General features: G+C 60.4%; 18 protein-coding genes. 10 read left to right on the top strand and 8 right to left on the bottom strand.

What is annotated here, in order from left to right; translation table 11 throughout:
* Positions 1 to 109 precede the first annotated feature (109 nt).
* A complete protein-coding gene (gene tyrS, locus J4D52_RS08205; RefSeq protein WP_025804017.1) occupies positions 110 to 1,309 on the bottom strand; it encodes a tyrosine--tRNA ligase in 1,200 nt (399 codons plus the stop codon).
* A gap of 210 nt (positions 1,310 to 1,519) precedes the next feature.
* Between tyrS and J4D52_RS08200 the strand changes: the two genes are divergently transcribed.
* Both J4D52_RS08200 and J4D52_RS08195 read left to right on the top strand, forming a co-directional pair.
* Positions 1,520 to 2,950, top strand: coding sequence for a peptidoglycan DD-metalloendopeptidase family protein (locus tag J4D52_RS08200; protein WP_063433193.1), 1,431 nt, complete (start codon positions 1,520 to 1,522; stop codon positions 2,948 to 2,950).
* A 3-nt stretch (positions 2,951 to 2,953) separates the two neighbouring features.
* Positions 2,954 to 4,045 (top strand): anhydro-N-acetylmuramic acid kinase, encoded by a 1,092-nt coding sequence (locus tag J4D52_RS08195; protein ID WP_102676381.1) that lies wholly within the window; start codon positions 2,954 to 2,956, stop codon positions 4,043 to 4,045.
* A gap of 67 nt (positions 4,046 to 4,112) precedes the next feature.
* Here J4D52_RS08195 and erpA read toward each other — a convergent pair whose 3' ends face one another.
* The gene (gene erpA, locus J4D52_RS08190; protein ID WP_007906865.1) at positions 4,113 to 4,463 is read right to left on the bottom strand and encodes an iron-sulfur cluster insertion protein ErpA; all 351 of its coding nucleotides are present in this window, start codon (positions 4,461 to 4,463) and stop codon (positions 4,113 to 4,115) included.
* A 167-nt stretch (positions 4,464 to 4,630) separates the two neighbouring features.
* A complete protein-coding gene (argC, locus tag J4D52_RS08185) occupies positions 4,631 to 5,665 on the bottom strand; it encodes an N-acetyl-gamma-glutamyl-phosphate reductase (protein ID WP_102676382.1) in 1,035 nt (344 codons plus the stop codon).
* A 134-nt stretch (positions 5,666 to 5,799) separates the two neighbouring features.
* Here argC and hemJ point away from each other — a divergent pair, with 134 nt between their 5' ends.
* The 6 genes from hemJ (at position 5,800) to coq7 (ending at position 10,308) form a co-directional block, all read left to right on the top strand.
* A complete protein-coding gene (gene hemJ, locus J4D52_RS08180) occupies positions 5,800 to 6,231 on the top strand; it encodes a protoporphyrinogen oxidase HemJ (RefSeq protein ID WP_102676383.1) in 432 nt (143 codons plus the stop codon).
* A 34-nt stretch (positions 6,232 to 6,265) separates the two neighbouring features.
* Entirely contained in the window at positions 6,266 to 7,234 is a 969-nt protein-coding gene (locus J4D52_RS08175) for a nitronate monooxygenase family protein (protein ID WP_025804013.1), read from the top strand.
* A gap of 92 nt (positions 7,235 to 7,326) precedes the next feature.
* Positions 7,327 to 8,202: a DUF805 domain-containing protein gene (locus tag J4D52_RS08170; RefSeq protein ID WP_102676384.1), complete on the top strand. Its 876-nt coding sequence runs from the start codon at positions 7,327 to 7,329 to the stop codon at positions 8,200 to 8,202.
* A gap of 126 nt (positions 8,203 to 8,328) precedes the next feature.
* The gene (locus J4D52_RS08165; RefSeq protein ID WP_025804011.1) at positions 8,329 to 9,117 is read left to right on the top strand and encodes an SDR family oxidoreductase; all 789 of its coding nucleotides are present in this window, start codon (positions 8,329 to 8,331) and stop codon (positions 9,115 to 9,117) included.
* Positions 9,118 to 9,196: 79 nt separating this feature from the next.
* The gene (locus J4D52_RS08160) at positions 9,197 to 9,535 is read left to right on the top strand and encodes a histidine triad nucleotide-binding protein (protein WP_007930180.1); all 339 of its coding nucleotides are present in this window, start codon (positions 9,197 to 9,199) and stop codon (positions 9,533 to 9,535) included.
* Between the two features lie 125 nt (positions 9,536 to 9,660).
* On the top strand, positions 9,661 to 10,308 hold the full coding sequence (gene coq7, locus J4D52_RS08155) for a 2-polyprenyl-3-methyl-6-methoxy-1,4-benzoquinone monooxygenase (protein ID WP_007930179.1): 648 nt from the start codon (positions 9,661 to 9,663) through the stop codon (positions 10,306 to 10,308).
* Positions 10,309 to 10,390: 82 nt separating this feature from the next.
* Here the strand turns inward: coq7 and J4D52_RS08150 are convergent, their stop codons facing one another.
* A complete protein-coding gene (locus J4D52_RS08150) occupies positions 10,391 to 10,813 on the bottom strand; it encodes an OsmC family protein (RefSeq protein WP_009045862.1) in 423 nt (140 codons plus the stop codon).
* Positions 10,814 to 11,048: 235 nt separating this feature from the next.
* On the opposite strand from J4D52_RS08150, the gene crp reads away from it, so the two are divergent.
* Complete coding sequence (gene crp / locus J4D52_RS08145) at positions 11,049 to 11,693, top strand: cAMP-activated global transcriptional regulator CRP (RefSeq protein ID WP_025804009.1); 645 nt, start codon at positions 11,049 to 11,051, stop codon at positions 11,691 to 11,693.
* On the opposite strand, the gene J4D52_RS08140 is transcribed toward crp, so the two are convergent.
* From J4D52_RS08140 to J4D52_RS08125, 4 genes are all read right to left on the bottom strand, one after another.
* Entirely contained in the window at positions 11,690 to 12,391 is a 702-nt protein-coding gene (locus J4D52_RS08140) for a lipoyl protein ligase domain-containing protein (RefSeq protein ID WP_102676385.1), read from the bottom strand. The two genes, crp and J4D52_RS08140, sit on opposite strands and share 4 nt — an antisense overlap.
* 67 nt (positions 12,392 to 12,458) lie before the next feature.
* Positions 12,459 to 13,295, bottom strand: a complete 837-nt coding sequence (trpC, locus tag J4D52_RS08135) for an indole-3-glycerol phosphate synthase TrpC (protein WP_102676386.1) — start codon at positions 13,293 to 13,295, stop codon at positions 12,459 to 12,461.
* Positions 13,292 to 14,341, bottom strand: a complete 1,050-nt coding sequence (gene trpD, locus J4D52_RS08130) for an anthranilate phosphoribosyltransferase (RefSeq protein WP_009051142.1) — start codon at positions 14,339 to 14,341, stop codon at positions 13,292 to 13,294. Before trpD ends, trpC begins: the two co-directional genes overlap by 4 nt.
* Before the next feature lie 9 nt (positions 14,342 to 14,350).
* Complete coding sequence (locus J4D52_RS08125; protein WP_007930170.1) at positions 14,351 to 14,944, bottom strand: aminodeoxychorismate/anthranilate synthase component II; 594 nt, start codon at positions 14,942 to 14,944, stop codon at positions 14,351 to 14,353.
* A 408-nt stretch (positions 14,945 to 15,352) separates the two neighbouring features.
* On the opposite strand from J4D52_RS08125, the gene estP reads away from it, so the two are divergent.
* Positions 15,353 to 17,263, top strand: a complete 1,911-nt coding sequence (estP, locus tag J4D52_RS08120) for an esterase EstP (RefSeq protein ID WP_063433198.1) — start codon at positions 15,353 to 15,355, stop codon at positions 17,261 to 17,263.
* The last annotated feature ends 56 nt before the right edge of the window (positions 17,264 to 17,319 follow it).

Below are 17,319 nucleotides of genomic sequence, written 5' to 3'. Positions count from 1 at the left end.
CCAAAACTGCGTAACTCGTTGAATCTCAAGGAGTTTTCCGTTTCGACTGCGCCGGAAGTGGGGCGAATTATAGAGAGATATAATTCGCCGTCAACACCTATTTTCAGTTTTATTCGGATTTAAGCGTAATACGTGCAAAAGCCTTCTTTCCGGCCTGGCAAACATGAGTCGAGCCGATTGCCCATATAAAGGTACGCTCAACCACTTCACCATCTACACGTACACCACCCGAGCCGAGCAGATCACGCGCCATTGCCGAGTTCTTTACCAAGCCAGCCTTATTAAGGACAGCCGCGATCGGCATATCTTCAGCAGCAGCCAGCTCGATCTCAGGCAGATCATCCGGCAGCTCACCATCCCTCATGCGGTTACCCGCCGCACGATGAGCATTCGCCGCAGCCTCTTCACCATGGAAGCGCGCAACGATCTCTTCAGCCAGCTTGATCTTGATATCCCGCGGATTAGCACCCGCCTCGACATCCGCCTTAAAGGAAAGGATCTCATCCATGGAGCGGAAGCTCAGCAACTCGAAGTAACGCCACATCAAGACATCCGGAATGGAAACCAGCTTGCCGTACATGACGCCTGGTGCTTCCTGAATGCCTACGTAGTTACCCAGCGACTTGGACATCTTCTTGACGCCATCCAACCCCTCGAGCAACGGCATTGTCAGAATGCACTGAGCTTCCTGACCATAACCGCGCTGCAGCTCGCGCCCCATCAACAGGTTGAACTTCTGATCGGTACCGCCCAGCTCCACATCGGCGCGCAGCGCCACCGAGTCATAACCCTGAACCAGCGGATAGAGGAACTCGTGAATGGCAATTGGCTGGTTGGTGGAGTAGCGCTTGTTGAAGTCGTCACGCTCGAGCATGCGGGCAACGGTGTACTGGGAAGTCAGACGAATGAAGTCTGCAGGCCCCATCTTGTCCATCCAGGTGGAATTGAAGGCCACCTCGGTTTTCGCCGGGTCGAGAATCTTGAACACCTGACTCTTGTAAGTCTCGGCATTCTCGAGCACCTGCTCGCGAGTCAGCGGCGGACGGGTTGCGCTCTTGCCGCTCGGATCACCGATCATCCCGGTGAAGTCGCCGATCAGGAAGATTACCTGGTGCCCCAGATCCTGGAACTGGCGAAGCTTATTAATAAGCACGGTATGACCCAGGTGCAAATCCGGCGCCGTTGGGTCGAAGCCAGCCTTAATACGCAGCGGCTGGCCGCGCTTGAGCTTTTCGATCAGCTCGGACTCGACCAACAACTCTTCTGCACCACGTTTGATCAGCGCTAGCTGCTCTTCAACCGACTTCATAACAGACCCGCAAGGCTCAGATTCAAAGGGAACCAACCATACAAGATCAGCGCCCAATTACAAGTTTTGCCCGGCGTACGGATGGCTTTCCACGAACAGGACGTCCGCAGGCTTGCTTAACAGATGATTTGGTTATATTTTATACAGTTATTTCATCTTCATCATGTCATTCATCTTTTCCAATTCATCTTTTCAAAGTCAAAATCACCTATGACCACAGAACCGCCTAAAGCTCCGCCGCTTTATCCGAAGACCCACCTGCTCGCCGCAAGTGGTATCGCCGCCCTCCTCAGCCTGGCGCTCCTGGTATTCCCTTCCAGTGATGTAGAAGCCAAAAGAACAACTCTGAGCCTTGACCTGGAAAGCCCGGTCGAGCAACTGACACAAGATCAAGACGCTGCAGACGCCGTACAAGCCACAAATGAAGCCGTAGCGTCCCCGTTCGCGCAAATCGAAAACAGCCCCGAAGACACCGCAAAGACCGCTGAAGCCGCTCAAGAACAGCCTGCTCCGGCCGTGGCGGAAGAAAAGAAGGCGGCTAATCACAGGGAAGTCATTGTCGCCAAGGGCGACACCCTTTCCACGCTATTCGAGAAGGTCGGCCTGCCAGCCACCTCGGTGCACGACGTACTGGCCAGCGACAAGCAAGCCAAGCAGTTCACTCAGCTGAAACGCGGCCAGAAGCTTGAGTTCGAACTGGGCCCGGACGGCCAGTTGAACAACCTGCACAGCAAGGTCAATGATCTGGAAAGCATCACCCTGACCAAAGGGCCAAAAGGCTTCGCCTTCAGCCGTATCACCGCCAAGCCCATGGTGCGCACGGCCTACGTTCATGGCGTGATCAACAGCTCGCTGTCGCAATCCGCAGCCCGCGCCGGCCTCTCTCACAGCCTGACAATGGACATGGCCAGCGTCTTTGGCTACGACATCGACTTCGCCCAGGATATTCGCCCGGGTGACGAGTTCGACGTGATCTACGAGCAGACCGTCGTCAATGGCAAAGCCGTGGGTACCCGCAACATTCTCTCTGCGCGCTTCACCAACCGTGGCAAGACCTACACCGCGGTGCGCTACACCAACAAACAAGGCATGAGCAGCTATTACACCGCTGACGGCAATAGCATGCGCAAGGCCTTTATCCGTACGCCGGTGGACTTCGCGCGTATCAGCTCGCGCTTCTCCATGGGCCGCAAGCACCCGATCCTGAACAAGATCCGCGCTCACAAAGGCGTCGACTACGCAGCCCCTCGCGGCACGCCAATCAAGGCCGCCGGCGATGGCAAGGTGCTCCTGGCCGGGCGTCGCGGCGGATACGGCAACACCGTGATCATCCAGCACGGCAATGCTTACCGCACGCTGTACGGCCATATGCAAGGCTTCGCCAAAGGCGTCAAGACCGGCGGCTCCGTCAAGCAGGGCCAGGTGATCGGCTACATCGGCACCACCGGGCTTTCCACAGGCCCGCATTTGCACTATGAGTTCCAGGTCAACGGCGTTCACGTCGATCCACTGGGCCAGAAGCTGCCAATGGCCGATCCGATCGCCAAAGCGGAACGCGCACGCTTCCTGCAACAAAGCCAGCCGCTGATGGCGCGGATGGATCAGGAAAAAGCCACCCTGCTCGCTTCGAACAAGCGTTAAAGCATGGCGCTCTATATAGGTGTGATGTCCGGGACCAGTCTTGATGGCCTGGATATCGCACTCATCGAGCAAACATCGGCGATCAGGCTGATCGCCACGCACTACACCCCCATGCCCGAATCCCTGCGCGCCGAGCTGCTTGGCTTGTGCGCCAGCGGCCCCGATGAAATCGCCCGCTCCGCCATCGCCCAGCAGAACTGGGTAAAGCTGGCTGCCCGGGGTATTCATAGCCTCCTTGCTCAACAGCAGCTGAAACCCGCAGACATCCGCGCCATTGGCAGTCATGGCCAGACCATCCGCCATGAGCCAGCCCGCGGCTTCACGGTCCAGATCGGCAACCCGGCCCTGCTGACAGAGCTGACCGGTATCACGGTAGTCAGCGACTTCCGTAGCCGCGACGTCGCCGCTGGCGGCCAGGGCGCTCCACTGGTGCCGGCCTTTCATGAAGCACTCTTTGATCGAAGTGCTGGCAAGCGCGCAGTCTTGAACGTCGGCGGCTTCAGCAACCTGAGCCTGATCGAGAGCGACAGGCCGGTTGCCGGCTTCGATTGCGGCCCGGGCAACGTTCTGCTGGACGCCTGGATCAATGCCCAGCGCGGAGAGAACTTCGATCGCAACGGCCAATGGGCCGCCAGCGGCCGGGTTGAGCCAACGTTGCTGACTACACTGCTCAGCGACCCGTTCTTTGCCACTCAAGGCCCAAAGAGTACTGGCCGCGAGGTGTTCAACCTGGAATGGCTACAGGGGCATCTGGCTCGCTTGCCGGCCTTTGCTCCCGAAAACGTACAGGCAACGCTCCTGGAACTGACAGCACTGACCATTGTCGAGTCATTGCAAGCCGCACAGAGTGATACCCAGGAGCTGCTGGTCTGCGGTGGCGGCGCTCACAACGCGACCTTGATGAGTCGCCTGTCCAGCCTACTGCCCAACACCAAGGTCAGCAGTACCGCCACCCACGGCGTCGATCCGGACTGGGTTGAAGCCATGGCATTCGCCTGGCTGGCCCACTGCTGCCTCGAAGGCATCGCCGCCAACCGCCCAAGCGTCACCGGTGCCCGCGGCCTGCGTGTATTGGGCGCGATCTACCCTGCCTGATCGCCAGACAGCAAAACGCCGCAGAGCCCGAAAGCCCTGCGGCGCCTGATAAAACCTTGAGCAGCGATCAGATCGAGAACGAAGAACCGCAACCGCAGGTGGTCGTGGCGTTCGGGTTCTTGATCACGAAGCGCGAACCTTCCAGACCTTCCTGATAATCCACCTCGGCACCCGCCAGGTACTGGAAACTCATCGGATCGACCACCAGGCTGACGCCTTCGCGCTCGACGATGGTGTCGTCATCCGCGACTTCTTCATCGAAAGTGAAGCCGTACTGAAACCCTGAACAACCGCCGCCCGTAACGAATACGCGCAGCTTCAAGCGATCATTACCCTCTTCATCGACCAGGCTCTTCACCTTGTGCGCGGCACCGTGGGTGAATTGCAAAGCCGTGGGGGTGAAGGATTCGACGCTCATGCTGACTATCTCCCGGCGTTACGCCGCCATAATGCGTGATGACGCGCATTATCCGCTTCTCCCAGAAAAGCGGTCAACTATTGTTACGGTATATCAATAAGCCCGGGGCTCACTGCAGAATGCAAAAAGGCCCGTAAACGGGCCTTTTGCTGAAGCAGGCAGACGCCTTAAGGCAGCATGCCGGCGTGGGACAGGCCCAGGCGTTCATCCAGACCGAACAGGATGTTCAGGTTCTGTACGGCCTGGCCCGAAGCGCCTTTGACCAGGTTGTCGATCACCGACAACACGACCACCAGATCGCCATCCTGCGGACGGTGCACGGCAATCCGGCATACGTTGGCGCCCCGCACGCTGCGGGTTTCCGGATGGCTGCCCGCCGGCATCACATCCACGAACGGCTCGTTGGCATAACGTTTCTCGAACAGCGCCTGCAGGTCCACCGACTTATCCACGACAGTGGCATAGAGCGTCGAGTGAATGCCGCGGATCATCGGCGTCAGGTGCGGCACGAACGTCAGACCGACATCCTTGCCCGCCGCACGGCGCAGGCCCTGGCGAATCTCCGGCAGGTGACGATGCCCCTTGACCGCATAGGCCTTCATGCTTTCCGAGGTCTCGGAGTACAGGGAGCCTACGCTGGCACCTCGACCAGCGCCGCTGACACCCGACTTGCAGTCGGCGATCAGGCGCGAAGTGTCGGCCAGCCCCGCCTCCAGCAATGGCAGGAAGCCAAGCTGGGTAGCAGTCGGGTAGCAACCCGGTACAGCGATCAGGCGGGCCTTCTTGATCTTCTCGCGATTGACTTCCGGCAGGCCATAGACGGCTTCGTCGAGCAACTCAGGGGCGCCGTGAGGCTGACCGTACCACTTGGCCCACTCATCGGCGTCCTGCAAACGGAAATCCGCCGACAGGTCGATGACCTTGGTACCCGCAGCCAGCAGCTCACCCGCCAGGGCGTGGGCAACGCCGTGCGGCGTCGCGAAGAACACCACATCGCAGGCACCGAGGGTCTTGATGTCCGGAACGCTGAATGCCAGGCCGTCATAGTGGCCTCGCAGGTTCGGGTACATATCGGCAACGGCAAGGCCTGCCTCGGATCGGGAAGTGATGACTACCACTTCAGCCTGCGGATGCTGTGCCAACAGACGCAGCAGTTCGACACCGGTGTAACCCGTGCCGCCGACGATACCGACCTTGACCATAAACCTGCCCTCAACGAACCCACTGGAAAGCCGTCGATGATAGGGGCCGAAAGACCCTGCGACAACCGTCAAGGTGACGTGCGGACGCTCCTGCCTCTACTATCTGCGCTACCGTGAACCTGGGAATAACCGAAATGTTCTATCTGTGGCTCAAAGCCTTTCACATCGTCAGTCTGGTCTGCTGGTTTGCCGGGCTGTTCTACCTGCCGCGCCTGTTCGTTTATCACGCCCAAAGCGAAGACACGATCAGCAAGGAACGCTTCAGCATCATGGAGCGCAAGCTGTACCGCGGGATCATGGGGCCGGCGATGATCGCCACGCTGATTTTCGGCATCTGGCTGCTGAGCCTGAACCCTAGCGCCTACTTCGGCCAGGGCGGCTGGATGCATGCCAAGCTGACCCTGGTGGTCATCCTGATTGGCTACCACCATATGTGCGGCGCCCAGGTGAAACGTTTTGCCCGTGGCGAAAACACCCGCAGCCATGTCTTTTACCGCTGGTTCAATGAAGTGCCAGTTCTGGTATTGCTGGCTATCGTAATTCTGGTCGTCGTCCGGCCGTTCTAATTCCTACTAGCCGTTATTATTCGGGGTACTTCCAATGTCGCTGCCCGCTCTGCTCGAACAACGCTTGCGCTTGCCTGTCGTGGCGGCGCCGATGTTCCTGATTTCCAATCCACAACTGGTCCTGGCGTGCTGCCGCAACGGTGTGGTCGGCAGTTTCCCTGCCCTCAATCAGCGTGAAAGCAGTGGCTTCAAGGCCTGGCTGGAAGAAATCGAAGCTGGCCTTGCGACCCTGGAAAACCCCGCGCCCTATGCCGTCAACCTGATCGTGCATCACAGCAACCCACGCCTGAACGCTGACCTGGCGATCTGTATCGAACACAAGGTGCCTATCGTCATCACCAGCCTGGGCGCGGTGAAGGAGCTGGTCGATGCGGTGCATGCTTATGGAGGCCTGGTCTTCCATGACGTCACCACCCGGCGCCACGCGGAAAAGGCCGCCGAGGCAGGGGTCGACGGACTGATCGCCGTAGCCGCCGGCGCCGGTGGTCACGCCGGGACCTGGAGCCCCTTCTCCCTGATCGCCGAAATCCGTCAGTTCTTCGACAAGACGTTGCTGCTGGCTGGCTGCCTGAACCACGGCCACGAGATCCTCGCCGCACAGCTGCTTGGAGCCGACCTTGCCTACTTTGGCACGCGCTTTATCGGCACAACGGAAAGCCATGCGCCGGAGGCCTATAAAGAGATGCTGCTGAGCGCCAAGGCCGCCGACATCGTGCACACCGCGGCAGTCTCCGGGGTTCCGGCAAGCTTCATGCGCCAAAGCCTGGAAAACGCCGGATTCGACCTTGCCGCCCTGCAGGGCAAAGGCGAAGTCAACTTCGGCTCGAAACTCAAGCCGCTCAGCGACGAAGCCAAAGCCTGGAAAACCGTGTGGTCCGCCGGACAAGGCGTCGGTGAAATCGATGACTTGCCGAGCGTCGATCAACTGGTCGCCCGCCTGGACGCCGAATACCGTGCAGCCCAGGAGCTGGCCGCCCAGCTACCAAAACGCTGGCCGCGCTGAATCGCTGATGTTTTTTAGCCAGCAACGGACGGCTGGCTTTAAACTATCGCCCTGCGAAAGCCCTCTCTATATAGCCGACAAGGACGCCCTGCATGAGCCAAGACCGTTTCAAGATCGTATTTGACGGGGCTCTGCTTCCAGGTGTCGACCTCGAACATGCCAAGCAGAAAATCGCCAAGCTGTTCAAAAGCGATATCGCCGCGATCGAGCCTCTGTTCAAGGGGCAAAACATCACCCTCAAGCGCGACCTCTCCCAGCAGGACGCGGATATTTATCTCGCTGCGCTGAACCAGGCCGGGATCGACCCACGCGTCGAACCGGATCGTGCCCCAGGCGCCAGCCAACCGGCAGCTCAGCCCGCTCCCGCAGTGCCAACGCCACCCCCTTCGCCTTCGGTAGCCTCGCCCCAGGCAGAACCCACCACGACGAATGACTGGCAACGGCCGGCCCCTGCGCCGACGCCAGAACCCATGGCCGGCGCGGGCACTTCGCCCTACACCCCGCCTCAAGCCACAGTGGGCGATCCCCTTCCCGAGTTTGGCGAGCTGAAGTTCTACACCGTCGATGGCCGTATCGGACGCCTGCGCTATCTCGCCTGGACCCTGGCGCTGATCCTGCTGGCCACCCTCATCGGCGGTTTCCTGACCGCGGCCCTGATTGGCAACGGCCTGCAGGTTACGGGAATGATCTTCCTCGGCGTCGTGGCGCTGGCCTTCGCCTATCTGAACATCACCATTTCCGTTCAGCGCCTGCATGACCTGGGCTGGTCGGGCTGGCTCTGGCTGTTGAACTTGCTGCCTTTTGTGTACGCAGTGTTTCCACTGCTGCTGGCGGTCCTGCCGGGCAACACCGGCGCCAACCGTTACGGCGCACCGCCCCCGCCAAACAGTAGTGCGGTCAAGGGGCTTGCCGCGCTGTGGATAATCGTTCTGCCGCTGTCCCTCATTGGTGGGCTCAGCTCGGTCTAGAGCGCCCATGGGCAGGCGCAGCGAAAGCAGCAAGCCCGCCCCACCTGTAGACTATCGGATTGAATTGACGCGCCGCTGCCTGGGACTTTTCCCCACAGGCAACCGGCCGTTGCAATGGAGAACCGCATGACCCGTTACGCTCTGATCACCGGCGCCTCCAGCGGCATAGGCCTGGCATTGGCCGAAGCGCTGGCCCGGCGTGGCCGCAGCCTGATCCTGGTGGCCCGGCAGCGTGATCAGCTGGAAAGCATCGCCATCGAGTTGACCCAGCGCTTTGGCGTCGAAGTTCTGTTCCGCGCCTGCGATCTGTCCGAGCCATTACGGCTTTCGGGTTTTCTGCTGGAGCTGGAGGAAGGTGACCGGCAGATCGATCTGCTGGTGAACTGCGCCGGTATCGGCACCTGTGGCCCCTTCCTCGCCCAGGACTGGATGACCGAGCAGGACCTGATCGAAGTGAACATTCTCGCCCTCACCCGGCTGTGCCATGCGCTGGGCAACAGCATGGCCTTGCAGGGTGGCGGGCAGATTCTCAACGTCGCCTCGATCGCCGGCTTCTATCCCGGCCCCTGGATGAGCACCTACTACGCTAGCAAGGCCTATGTGCTGCACTTCTCCGAAGGCCTGCGCGAGGAACTGAAAAACAATGCAGTGAAGGTTTCTGTGCTCTGCCCTGGCCCGACCCGTACCGGTTTCTTTGATACCGCCCAGTTGAATACCGAGAAACTTAACGGCAGCAAACTGCTGATGAGCCCGGAAGAAGTCGCGCTGTACACCGTGCGCGCCCTGGAAAAGAACCGCGCCATTATCATCCCCGGCCGCCGCAACCGCTGGTTCGCGTTCAGCCCGCGCCTGGGTTCGCGCTGGCTGACCCGCAAGATTTCCGGCGCCGTCAACAAAGCCTATTGCCCGCGCTGACCTGGCAACCATCTAAGGCTGGGCGCACTCGGCTTGCCTGAGTACACTCACCCCGGACCAACACAACGGAGAAACAGCTGTGGATACTCTGTTCACCAAGATCATCAACCGGGAAATACCGGCGAAGATCATCTACGAGGACGACCAGGTTCTGGCCTTCCACGATATCGCCCCACAGGCCCCCGTGCATTTCCTGGTAGTTCCGAAAAAGCCGGTGCGCACCCTCAATGACCTGACCGAAGACGACAAGCTGCTAGCCGGGCATATCCTGTTCACTGCCCAGCGCCTGGCCAGGGAACTGGGTTGCGAGGAAGGCTTCCGCGTCGTCATGAACTGCAATGAACTCGGTGGCCAGACCGTGTATCACATTCACATGCACGTTCTGGGTCAGCGCCAGATGCACTGGCCGCCGGGCTGATCCCCATCCAAAGTGCGCGACAGCACACTTCTCGCCCGGTTTTGCCGAGAGTGTGCTGATCCAGCGCAGGCCTCTGCCCATCGATTGGGGTAAACTGGCCGCCGTGATTCTTCCCGGAGGTAAGCATGACTACCCAACGTCACTACTCGCCGATTGACCGTCTACTGCTGCAGGCAGATGCGGCAATGCGTACCTTGCTGCCCTTCAGCGGCCAGCCTTATCGCCCCTCCCCTGCCATCGTGCAGCCGGACGTGCAGATGAGCGAAGAGGACACCAAGCATGTCGCCGGCCTGATGCGCATCAACCATACCGGCGAAGTCTGCGCCCAGGCGCTGTACCAGGGCCAGGCCCTGACCGCCAAGCTGCCGCAAGTGCGCGCCGCCATGGAGCATGCCGCGGAAGAAGAAATCGACCACCTGGTCTGGTGCGAGCAACGCATTCACCAACTGGGTAGCCACACCAGCGTGCTCAACCCGTTGTTTTACGGCATGTCGTTCGGTATCGGCGCAGTGGCCGGGCTGATCAGCGACAAGGTCAGCCTGGGTTTCGTGGCTGCCACTGAAGATCAGGTGTGCAAACACCTCAACGAACACCTCGAGCAATTGCCGGCCGAGGATGAAAAGTCCCGGGCGATTCTCGAGCAGATGCGCATCGACGAAGAACAACACGCCGAAAGTGCCCTGGATGCAGGGGGATTCCGCTTCCCGGCGCCGGTGAAGTTCGGCATGAGCCTGCTGGCCAAGGTCATGACCAAAAGCACTTACCGGATCTGAGCGATACAGATCGCAGGCAAAAAAAGGGCGCTTTTTCAGCGCCCTTTCTTTTGCCGCAAATTCAGGATGGTTGAATGGCGACTCAACCGAGCTCGACGATTTCGTAATCGTGAGTGATGGCAACCCCGGCCGCACCGAGCATGATCGATGCCGAGCAGTATTTTTCCGCCGACAGTTCGATAGCGCGCTTGACCTGGGCTTCTTTCAACCCGCGGCCCTTGACCACGAAATGCATGTGGATCTTGGTGAAAACCTTAGGGTCCTCGGTCGCACGCTCGGCGTCGAGGAAAGCTTCGCAACTTTCGACAGCCTGGCGGGATTTTTTCAGGATGCTGACCACGTCGAAGTTGCTGCAACCGCCTACGCCGAGCAGGAGCATTTCCATCGGGCGCACGCCCAGGTTGCGACCACCGGCTTCCGGCGGACCATCCATTACCACCACATGACCGCTGCCCGATTCCCCGAGGAACATGGCTTCGCCAGCCCATTGGATGCGTGCCTTCATCGCCAAGACTCCACTGCTAAAAAAGGGTCGCCAGCTTAGCACAGGGCCTTGGACGGCAGCGCTTTGCCTGTTCCGGTGCCACACTCAGTTCTGATAGGAAAATTCTTAATTACCCAAAGGATGTGTCTGTTAAGCTGGCGCCAAATCACTGGCGCATTGCCAGCTATCGGCGATCCTGCTTGACCGCCCCATAAAAAAACCAAATCACACCGTGCTGTCTTTTCGGGATACAACCATGGTTGCTCTTGCCCCTACACCCAAGATCAAGAACCTCGACAAGCTGTTGATGCACTGCCAGCGCCGCCGTTATCAGGCCAAGAGCAACATCATCTGCGCCGGCGACCAGTCGGACACGCTGTTCTTCATCATCAAAGGCTCGGTCACCATCCTGATCGAAGACGATGACGGTCGGGAAATGATCATTGCCTATCTCAATGCCGGGGATTTTTTCGGCGAGCTGGGCCTGTTCGAACAGGCCGGACATGAGCAGCAACGCAGCGCCTGGGTACGGGCCAAGGTCGAATGCGAGGTCGCGGAGATCGGCTATGCGAAATTCCGTGAGCTGTCCCAACAGGACCCGGACATTCTGTACGTACTCAGCGGCCAGATTGCCCAGCGCCTGCGCAACACCACCCGCAAGGTCGGCGACCTGGCATTCTTCGATGTCACCGGGCGAGTGGCCCGCTGCCTGCTCGAACTGTGCAAGCAACCGGATGCCATGACCCATCCGGACGGTATGCAGATCAAGGTGACCCGTCAGGAAATCGGGCGGATCGTCGGCTGCTCACGGGAAATGGTCGGCCGGGTGCTCAAGGACCTCGAAGAACGCAACCTGGTCCACGTCAAAGGCAAGACCATGGTGGTATTCGGCACCCGTTAGAGCGGCAGGAACTGCGCCAGCATCTGCCGATACAGGGCATCCAGGCGCTCGATGGCATTTGGCGCGGCGAACGCCTCATGCAAGGCAATATGGCTCTCGGCACGGCAACGCTGCTCCAGGCCACAAGCCTGGTTGAAACGATTGACCGCCGCGACCATGGTTTCCCGCTCGTCATCCAGCAACAGCGCGCCATGCACCAATCCCACCGGACGCGTCCCGCCCTTGCTCTGACGCCAACGCTGGGCGGTGCCAACCATCTTGCGCCCGTTGAGATTGACGTTGAACCGGCCATCGCAGAAAGCGCCCTCGACTTCACCCAGGGAGGGTTCGCCCCCCAGCTCGGAAAGCAGGTCGCAGATCGGCTGGCACAAACGGCGATAGCCGGTTTCGATCCGGTTCTGGTCACCCTCACTGCGAGGTGGCGCATAGACCAGCGCGATATTGATCGTCGCCGCCGATTGCGGCACCGGTTCCCCGCCGGTTTCCCGCAGCAACACCGGCCAGCCACTGGCGGCCAGTGCCTCGCAAGCCTGCTCGAACCCCGGCAAACGGCTCAAGCGCCGCGGCATCACCAAGGCCCTGTCGCTTGGCTGCCAGAACAACAGGCCGTACTCCTGGTCACCGCTGCATACCTGAGCGAGCAGATCCTGTTCGGCCTGCAGGCCGGCTTCGACGGTCAGGGAAAGAGGCTGGGTCATGGCAGTAAAGGTCCTTTGCGATAGGTATAAAAAAGCCGGCGGCGCCGGCTTCTTCATCAACTCAGGTTCAGTCCAGGGTCGAACCGCTCACCGGCAAGCCACGCTCCGGGAAGAACAGGCGCTGCAGTTCCAGGCCAGGGCTTTCAGCCCGCATGAAGGCCTCGCCCACCAGGAAGGAGTAGACGTCGCTGATTTCCATCAGCTCGACATCGGCCCGGTTGAGGATACCGCTCTCGGTGATCACCAGACGATCGCGCGGAATCTGCGGCAACAGATCGAGGGTGGTTTCCAGATTGACCTCGAAGGTGTGCAGGTTGCGGTTGTTGATGCCCACCAGCGGCGTGTCGAGGGTTTTCAGGGCGCGTTGCAGTTCGTCGCCATCATGCACTTCGACCAGCACATCGAGGCCCACGCCTTTGGCCACGGCCGCCAGCTCAGCCATCTTGGCATCATCCAGCGCGGCCACGATCAGCAGCACGCAGTCGGCACCCAAGGCACGGGCTTCGACGATCTGGTACGGATCGATCATGAAGTCCTTGCGGATCACCGGCAGCGAACAGGCGGCACGCGCCTGTTGCAGGTAGGCGTCGGCGCCCTGGAAGTAATCGACGTCGGTGAGTACCGACAGGCAGGTCGCGCCGCCCTTCTCGTAGCTCTTGGCGATTTCCGCCGGCACGAAATGCTCGCGGATCACGCCTTTGCTCGGCGAGGCTTTCTTGATTTCGGCGATCACCGCCGGCTGCTTGAGCTTGGCCTGGTCGAGCAGTGCCTTGGCAAAACCGCGCGGCGCATCCGCGGCGCGGGCCAGGCCTTCGAGCTCGGCCAGGCTTACCCGCGCCCTACGCTCAGCCACTTCCTCGACCTTACGGGCAAGGATCTTTTCCAGAACCGTCGGCACACTCATCCTTCATTCTCCTGCTTGAATACCGCGGTAAAGGCGCCCAATTCCTCAAGCTTCTCGCGGGCCAGCCCGGTGTGCAAAGCATCATGGGCCAGGGCCACACCTTCTTTCAGGCTGCTGGCATGGTCCGCCGCATAGAGCGCGGCACCGGCATTGAGCACGATCATCTCTGCCGCCTTCTGCCCATGCTCGGTCTTGCGTCGCCCCAGGGCATCGCGAATCAGCTCGAGCGATGCCGCCGGGCTTTCGACCACCAGGCCGAACAGGCTCTGGCTCTTCATGCCGAGGTCTTCGGGCTGTACCCAATACTCAGTGATCTGGTCATCCTTCAGTTCGGCAACAAAGGTCGGCGCGGCGATACTGAATTCATCCAGGCCATCCTGAGAGTGCACCACCAGTACGTGCTTGCTGCCCAAACGTTGCAAAACCTCGGCCAATGGCCGGCACAACGCCTGAGTGAACACCCCCACCACCTGATGTTTCACGCCGGCCGGATTCGTAAGCGGGCCGAGCATGTTGAACAGGGTGCGCAGGCCGAGGTCGCGGCGTGGGCCGGCGGCGTACTTCATGGCACCGTGATGGGACTGGGCGAACATGAAACCGATGCCGACGTTGTCGATGCAGCGGGCGACCTGCACCGGCGTCAGGTTCAGGTAGATGCCGGCGGACTCGAGCAGGTCGGCACTGCCGCTTTTTCCGGACACCGCACGGTTGCCGTGCTTGGCCACCGTGCAACCGGCTGCTGCGACCACAAAGGAAGAAGCCGTGGACACGTTGAAGATGTTCGCACCGTCACCGCCGGTGCCGACCACATCGACCACACCGTCGAGGGTTTTCAGCTCGACCTTGTCCGCCAGCTCGCGCATGACCGAAACAGCGCCGACGATTTCGTCGATGCTTTCGCTTTTCATGCGCATGGCCATCATGAAGGCGCCGATCTGTGCATCGGTGCACTGGCCGGTCATGATTTCACGCATGACCTGGCGCATTTCATCGGTGCTCAGGTCGAGGTGGCCGACGATACGGCTCAGGGCAGTCTTGATATCCATGGAAAGTCCTTAGCGCGTGCCGCCGCTCTGTTTGAGGAAGTTGGCGAACAGCTCGTGGCCCTGCTCGGTGAGAATTGATTCGGGGTGAAACTGCACACCCTCGATGTTCAGCGTCTTGTGGCGCAGCCCCATGATCTCGTCGACGGAGCCGTCTTCCAGCTGGGTCCAGGCAGTCAGCTCGAGGCAGTCCGGCAAGGTGTCGTGCTTGACCACCAGGGAATGGTAACGGGTCACGGTCAGCGGATGGTTCAGACCGGCGAATACGCCCTTGTCCTGGTGAAATACCGGGCTAGTCTTACCATGCATCACCTGCCGCGCGCGCACCACGTCGCCGCCAAAGGCCTGGCCAATGGACTGGTGACCCAGGCAGACGCCCAGGATCGGCAGCTTGCCGGCGAAATGCTTGATCGCTTCGATGGACACACCGGCTTCGGTTGGCGTGCAAGGACCGGGCGACACGACGATCCGCTCAGGGTTGAGCGCTTCGATTTCAGCCACGGTCAGTTCGTCGTTGCGCACGACCTTGACCTCGGCACCCAACTCGCCAAGGTATTGCACAACGTTATAGGTAAAGGAGTCGTAGTTATCGATCATCAGCAACATGGGGATTACAACCTCTTGAATTCACTGACTTTTAATACAGCCTTCAGTGGATTGCCCGCTGACAGGCCCGCCGGAGGTTGCAATCACTCAACCAGCACAAGCGGAGTCGAACAGGGGTAAAGAAGGCAAAGCGGTACAGGTCCGGCCGGGCCGGCAGAGAAAAGTTAGGCGCGCCAACGCCAACGGGCGTGTGCCTTAACAACTCGCATCAAGAGTTTGCTGACGATCAACACGGGGAAGGTCTCATTCATACGTTCAGGCACAGTAACTTAGCTGAGCAGAGGGTGCAATATGGCGGGACCCGCGCCCGGACAAACAAGCGATGCGGCCTTTGGCCATAGCTCATGTACAAAAGTTTTTGGTACTGTCGTCTCGTTCAATACAAAAATAAATAAAACGGACTTACTTATGATCAGACAGAAGTTGTTTGTCCCGCTTGCCAGCAGTCTTTTGTCCTTGGCCTGCGCCCAGGCAATAGCCGCGCCGTCCCCCTATTCCAGCTTTATCGTGTTCGGCGACAGCCTCAGCGATGCCGGGCAGTTCGCCGACCCCGGCGGTCCCGCGGGAGCGACCCAGCGTTTTACCAACCGCACCGGGCCGGTCTACCTGGATGGCAGCGGGGAACTCCGTTCCGCCAACTCGACCCAATTGCTCGGCGCCAAGCTGGGGTTCTCGGACGACCAGCTCGCCGCATCGACTTCGGCCACCCGCGCCAGCGAAGGCCTGCCTGACGGCAACAACTGGGCGGTCGGCGGTTATCGCACCGACCAGATTCTCGATTCGATTACCACCACCTCGACCGCCGGCAGCCGTAGCCGCCCGGGCTATCTGGTGGCCAACAATTTCCGCGCCGATCCGAATGCCCTGTACTATCTGTCGGGCGGTGGCAACGACTTCCTCCAGGGTCGCGTCACCAGCCTCGACCAGGCCAACGCCGCGGCCGGCCGGCTGGTCGACAGCGTGCAGACCCTGCAACAGGCCGGCGCCCGCTACATCATGGTCTGGCTGCTGCCGGATATCGGCCTGACCCCGGCGATCAACGGCAGTCCGTTGCAAGGGTTCACTTCCCAGCTCAGCGCCCAATTCAACACCGAACTGGTCCGACAGCTGCAGACGGTCGATGCCGAAGTCATTCCCCTCAACATTCCCGCGCTCTTGAAGGAAAGCTTCGCCAACCCGGCGCAGTTCGGCCTGGCCACCGACCAGAACCTCACCGCCACCTGTTTCAGTGGCAATGGCTGTACGGAAAACGCTCGCTATGGCATTCACAGCGCCACACCGGACCCGAGCAAGCTGATCTACAACGACTCCGTCCACCCCACCGAAGCCGGCCAGCGGTTGATCGCCGATTATGCTTACTCCTTGTTGGCGGCGCCCTGGGAAATAACCCTGCTCCCGGAAATGGCCCAAGGCACCCTGCGCGCCCATCAGGACGAGCTGCGCAACCAATGGCAGGCCGATTGGGAAAACTGGCAGGGCGTCGGTCAATGGCGGGCGATTGTCGCCGCGGGCGGCCAGCACCAGGACTTCGACAGCCAGCGCAGCGGCGCCAGTGCCGACGGCAACGGCTTCAACCTGAACATCGGTGGCAGCTACCGGCTCAACGAGGCCTGGCGAGTAGGCGTGCTGGCCGGCGCCTATCGGCAGAAGCTCGAAGCTGGCAGCAACGACTCGGACTACAAACTCAACACCTACCTGGGCACCGCCTTCGTCCAGTACCAGCAAAACCGCTGGTGGGCCGACGCGGCGGCTACCGCCGGACATCTGGACTACGACAACCTCAAGCGCAAATTCGACCTGGGCCCCAACGAACGCGGGGAAAAAGGCGATACCAGCGGCGATATCCTGGCCTTCAGCGCTCGCCTGGGCTACGACATCGCGCAGCAGGCCAGCAGCCCGTGGCACCTGTCGCCGTTCATCAGCGCCGACTACGCGCGGGCCAAGGTCGACGGTTACTCCGAGGACGGCAGCGACTCCACCGCCCTGACCTTCGACGACCAGAAACGCACCTCGCGGCGCCTGGGCATCGGCCTGCAGGGCAAGTATCAGATCACCCAGCAAACCCAGGTGTTCGGCGAAATCGCCCACGAAAAGGAATACGAGGACGACACCCAGAAACTGACCATGGCCCTCAACAGCCTGCCGGATAATCGCTACACCCTGGAAGGCTATACCCCGCAGACCAACCTGAACCGCCTGAACCTCGGGGTCAGCCACAAACTCACCCAGGACCTGGCCCTGCGCGCCAGCTACAACATCCGCAAGGACGATGGCTTCACCCAGCAAGGCATCAATGTCGGGGTCAGCCTCGACTTCTAAACCGCAGGCAATAAAAAACGCTGCCCCCGTGAGGAGGCAGCGTTTTTTTATGGCTC

It is taken from the genome of Pseudomonas sp. GW460-12-10-14-TSB1 (genome assembly GCF_017349775.1).
GTDB classification, from domain to species: domain Bacteria; phylum Pseudomonadota; class Gammaproteobacteria; order Pseudomonadales; family Pseudomonadaceae; genus Aquipseudomonas; species Aquipseudomonas piscium.
The sequence above is the reverse complement of the archived record's forward strand: the minus strand, read 5'-3'. Positions and strand labels throughout refer to the sequence as shown.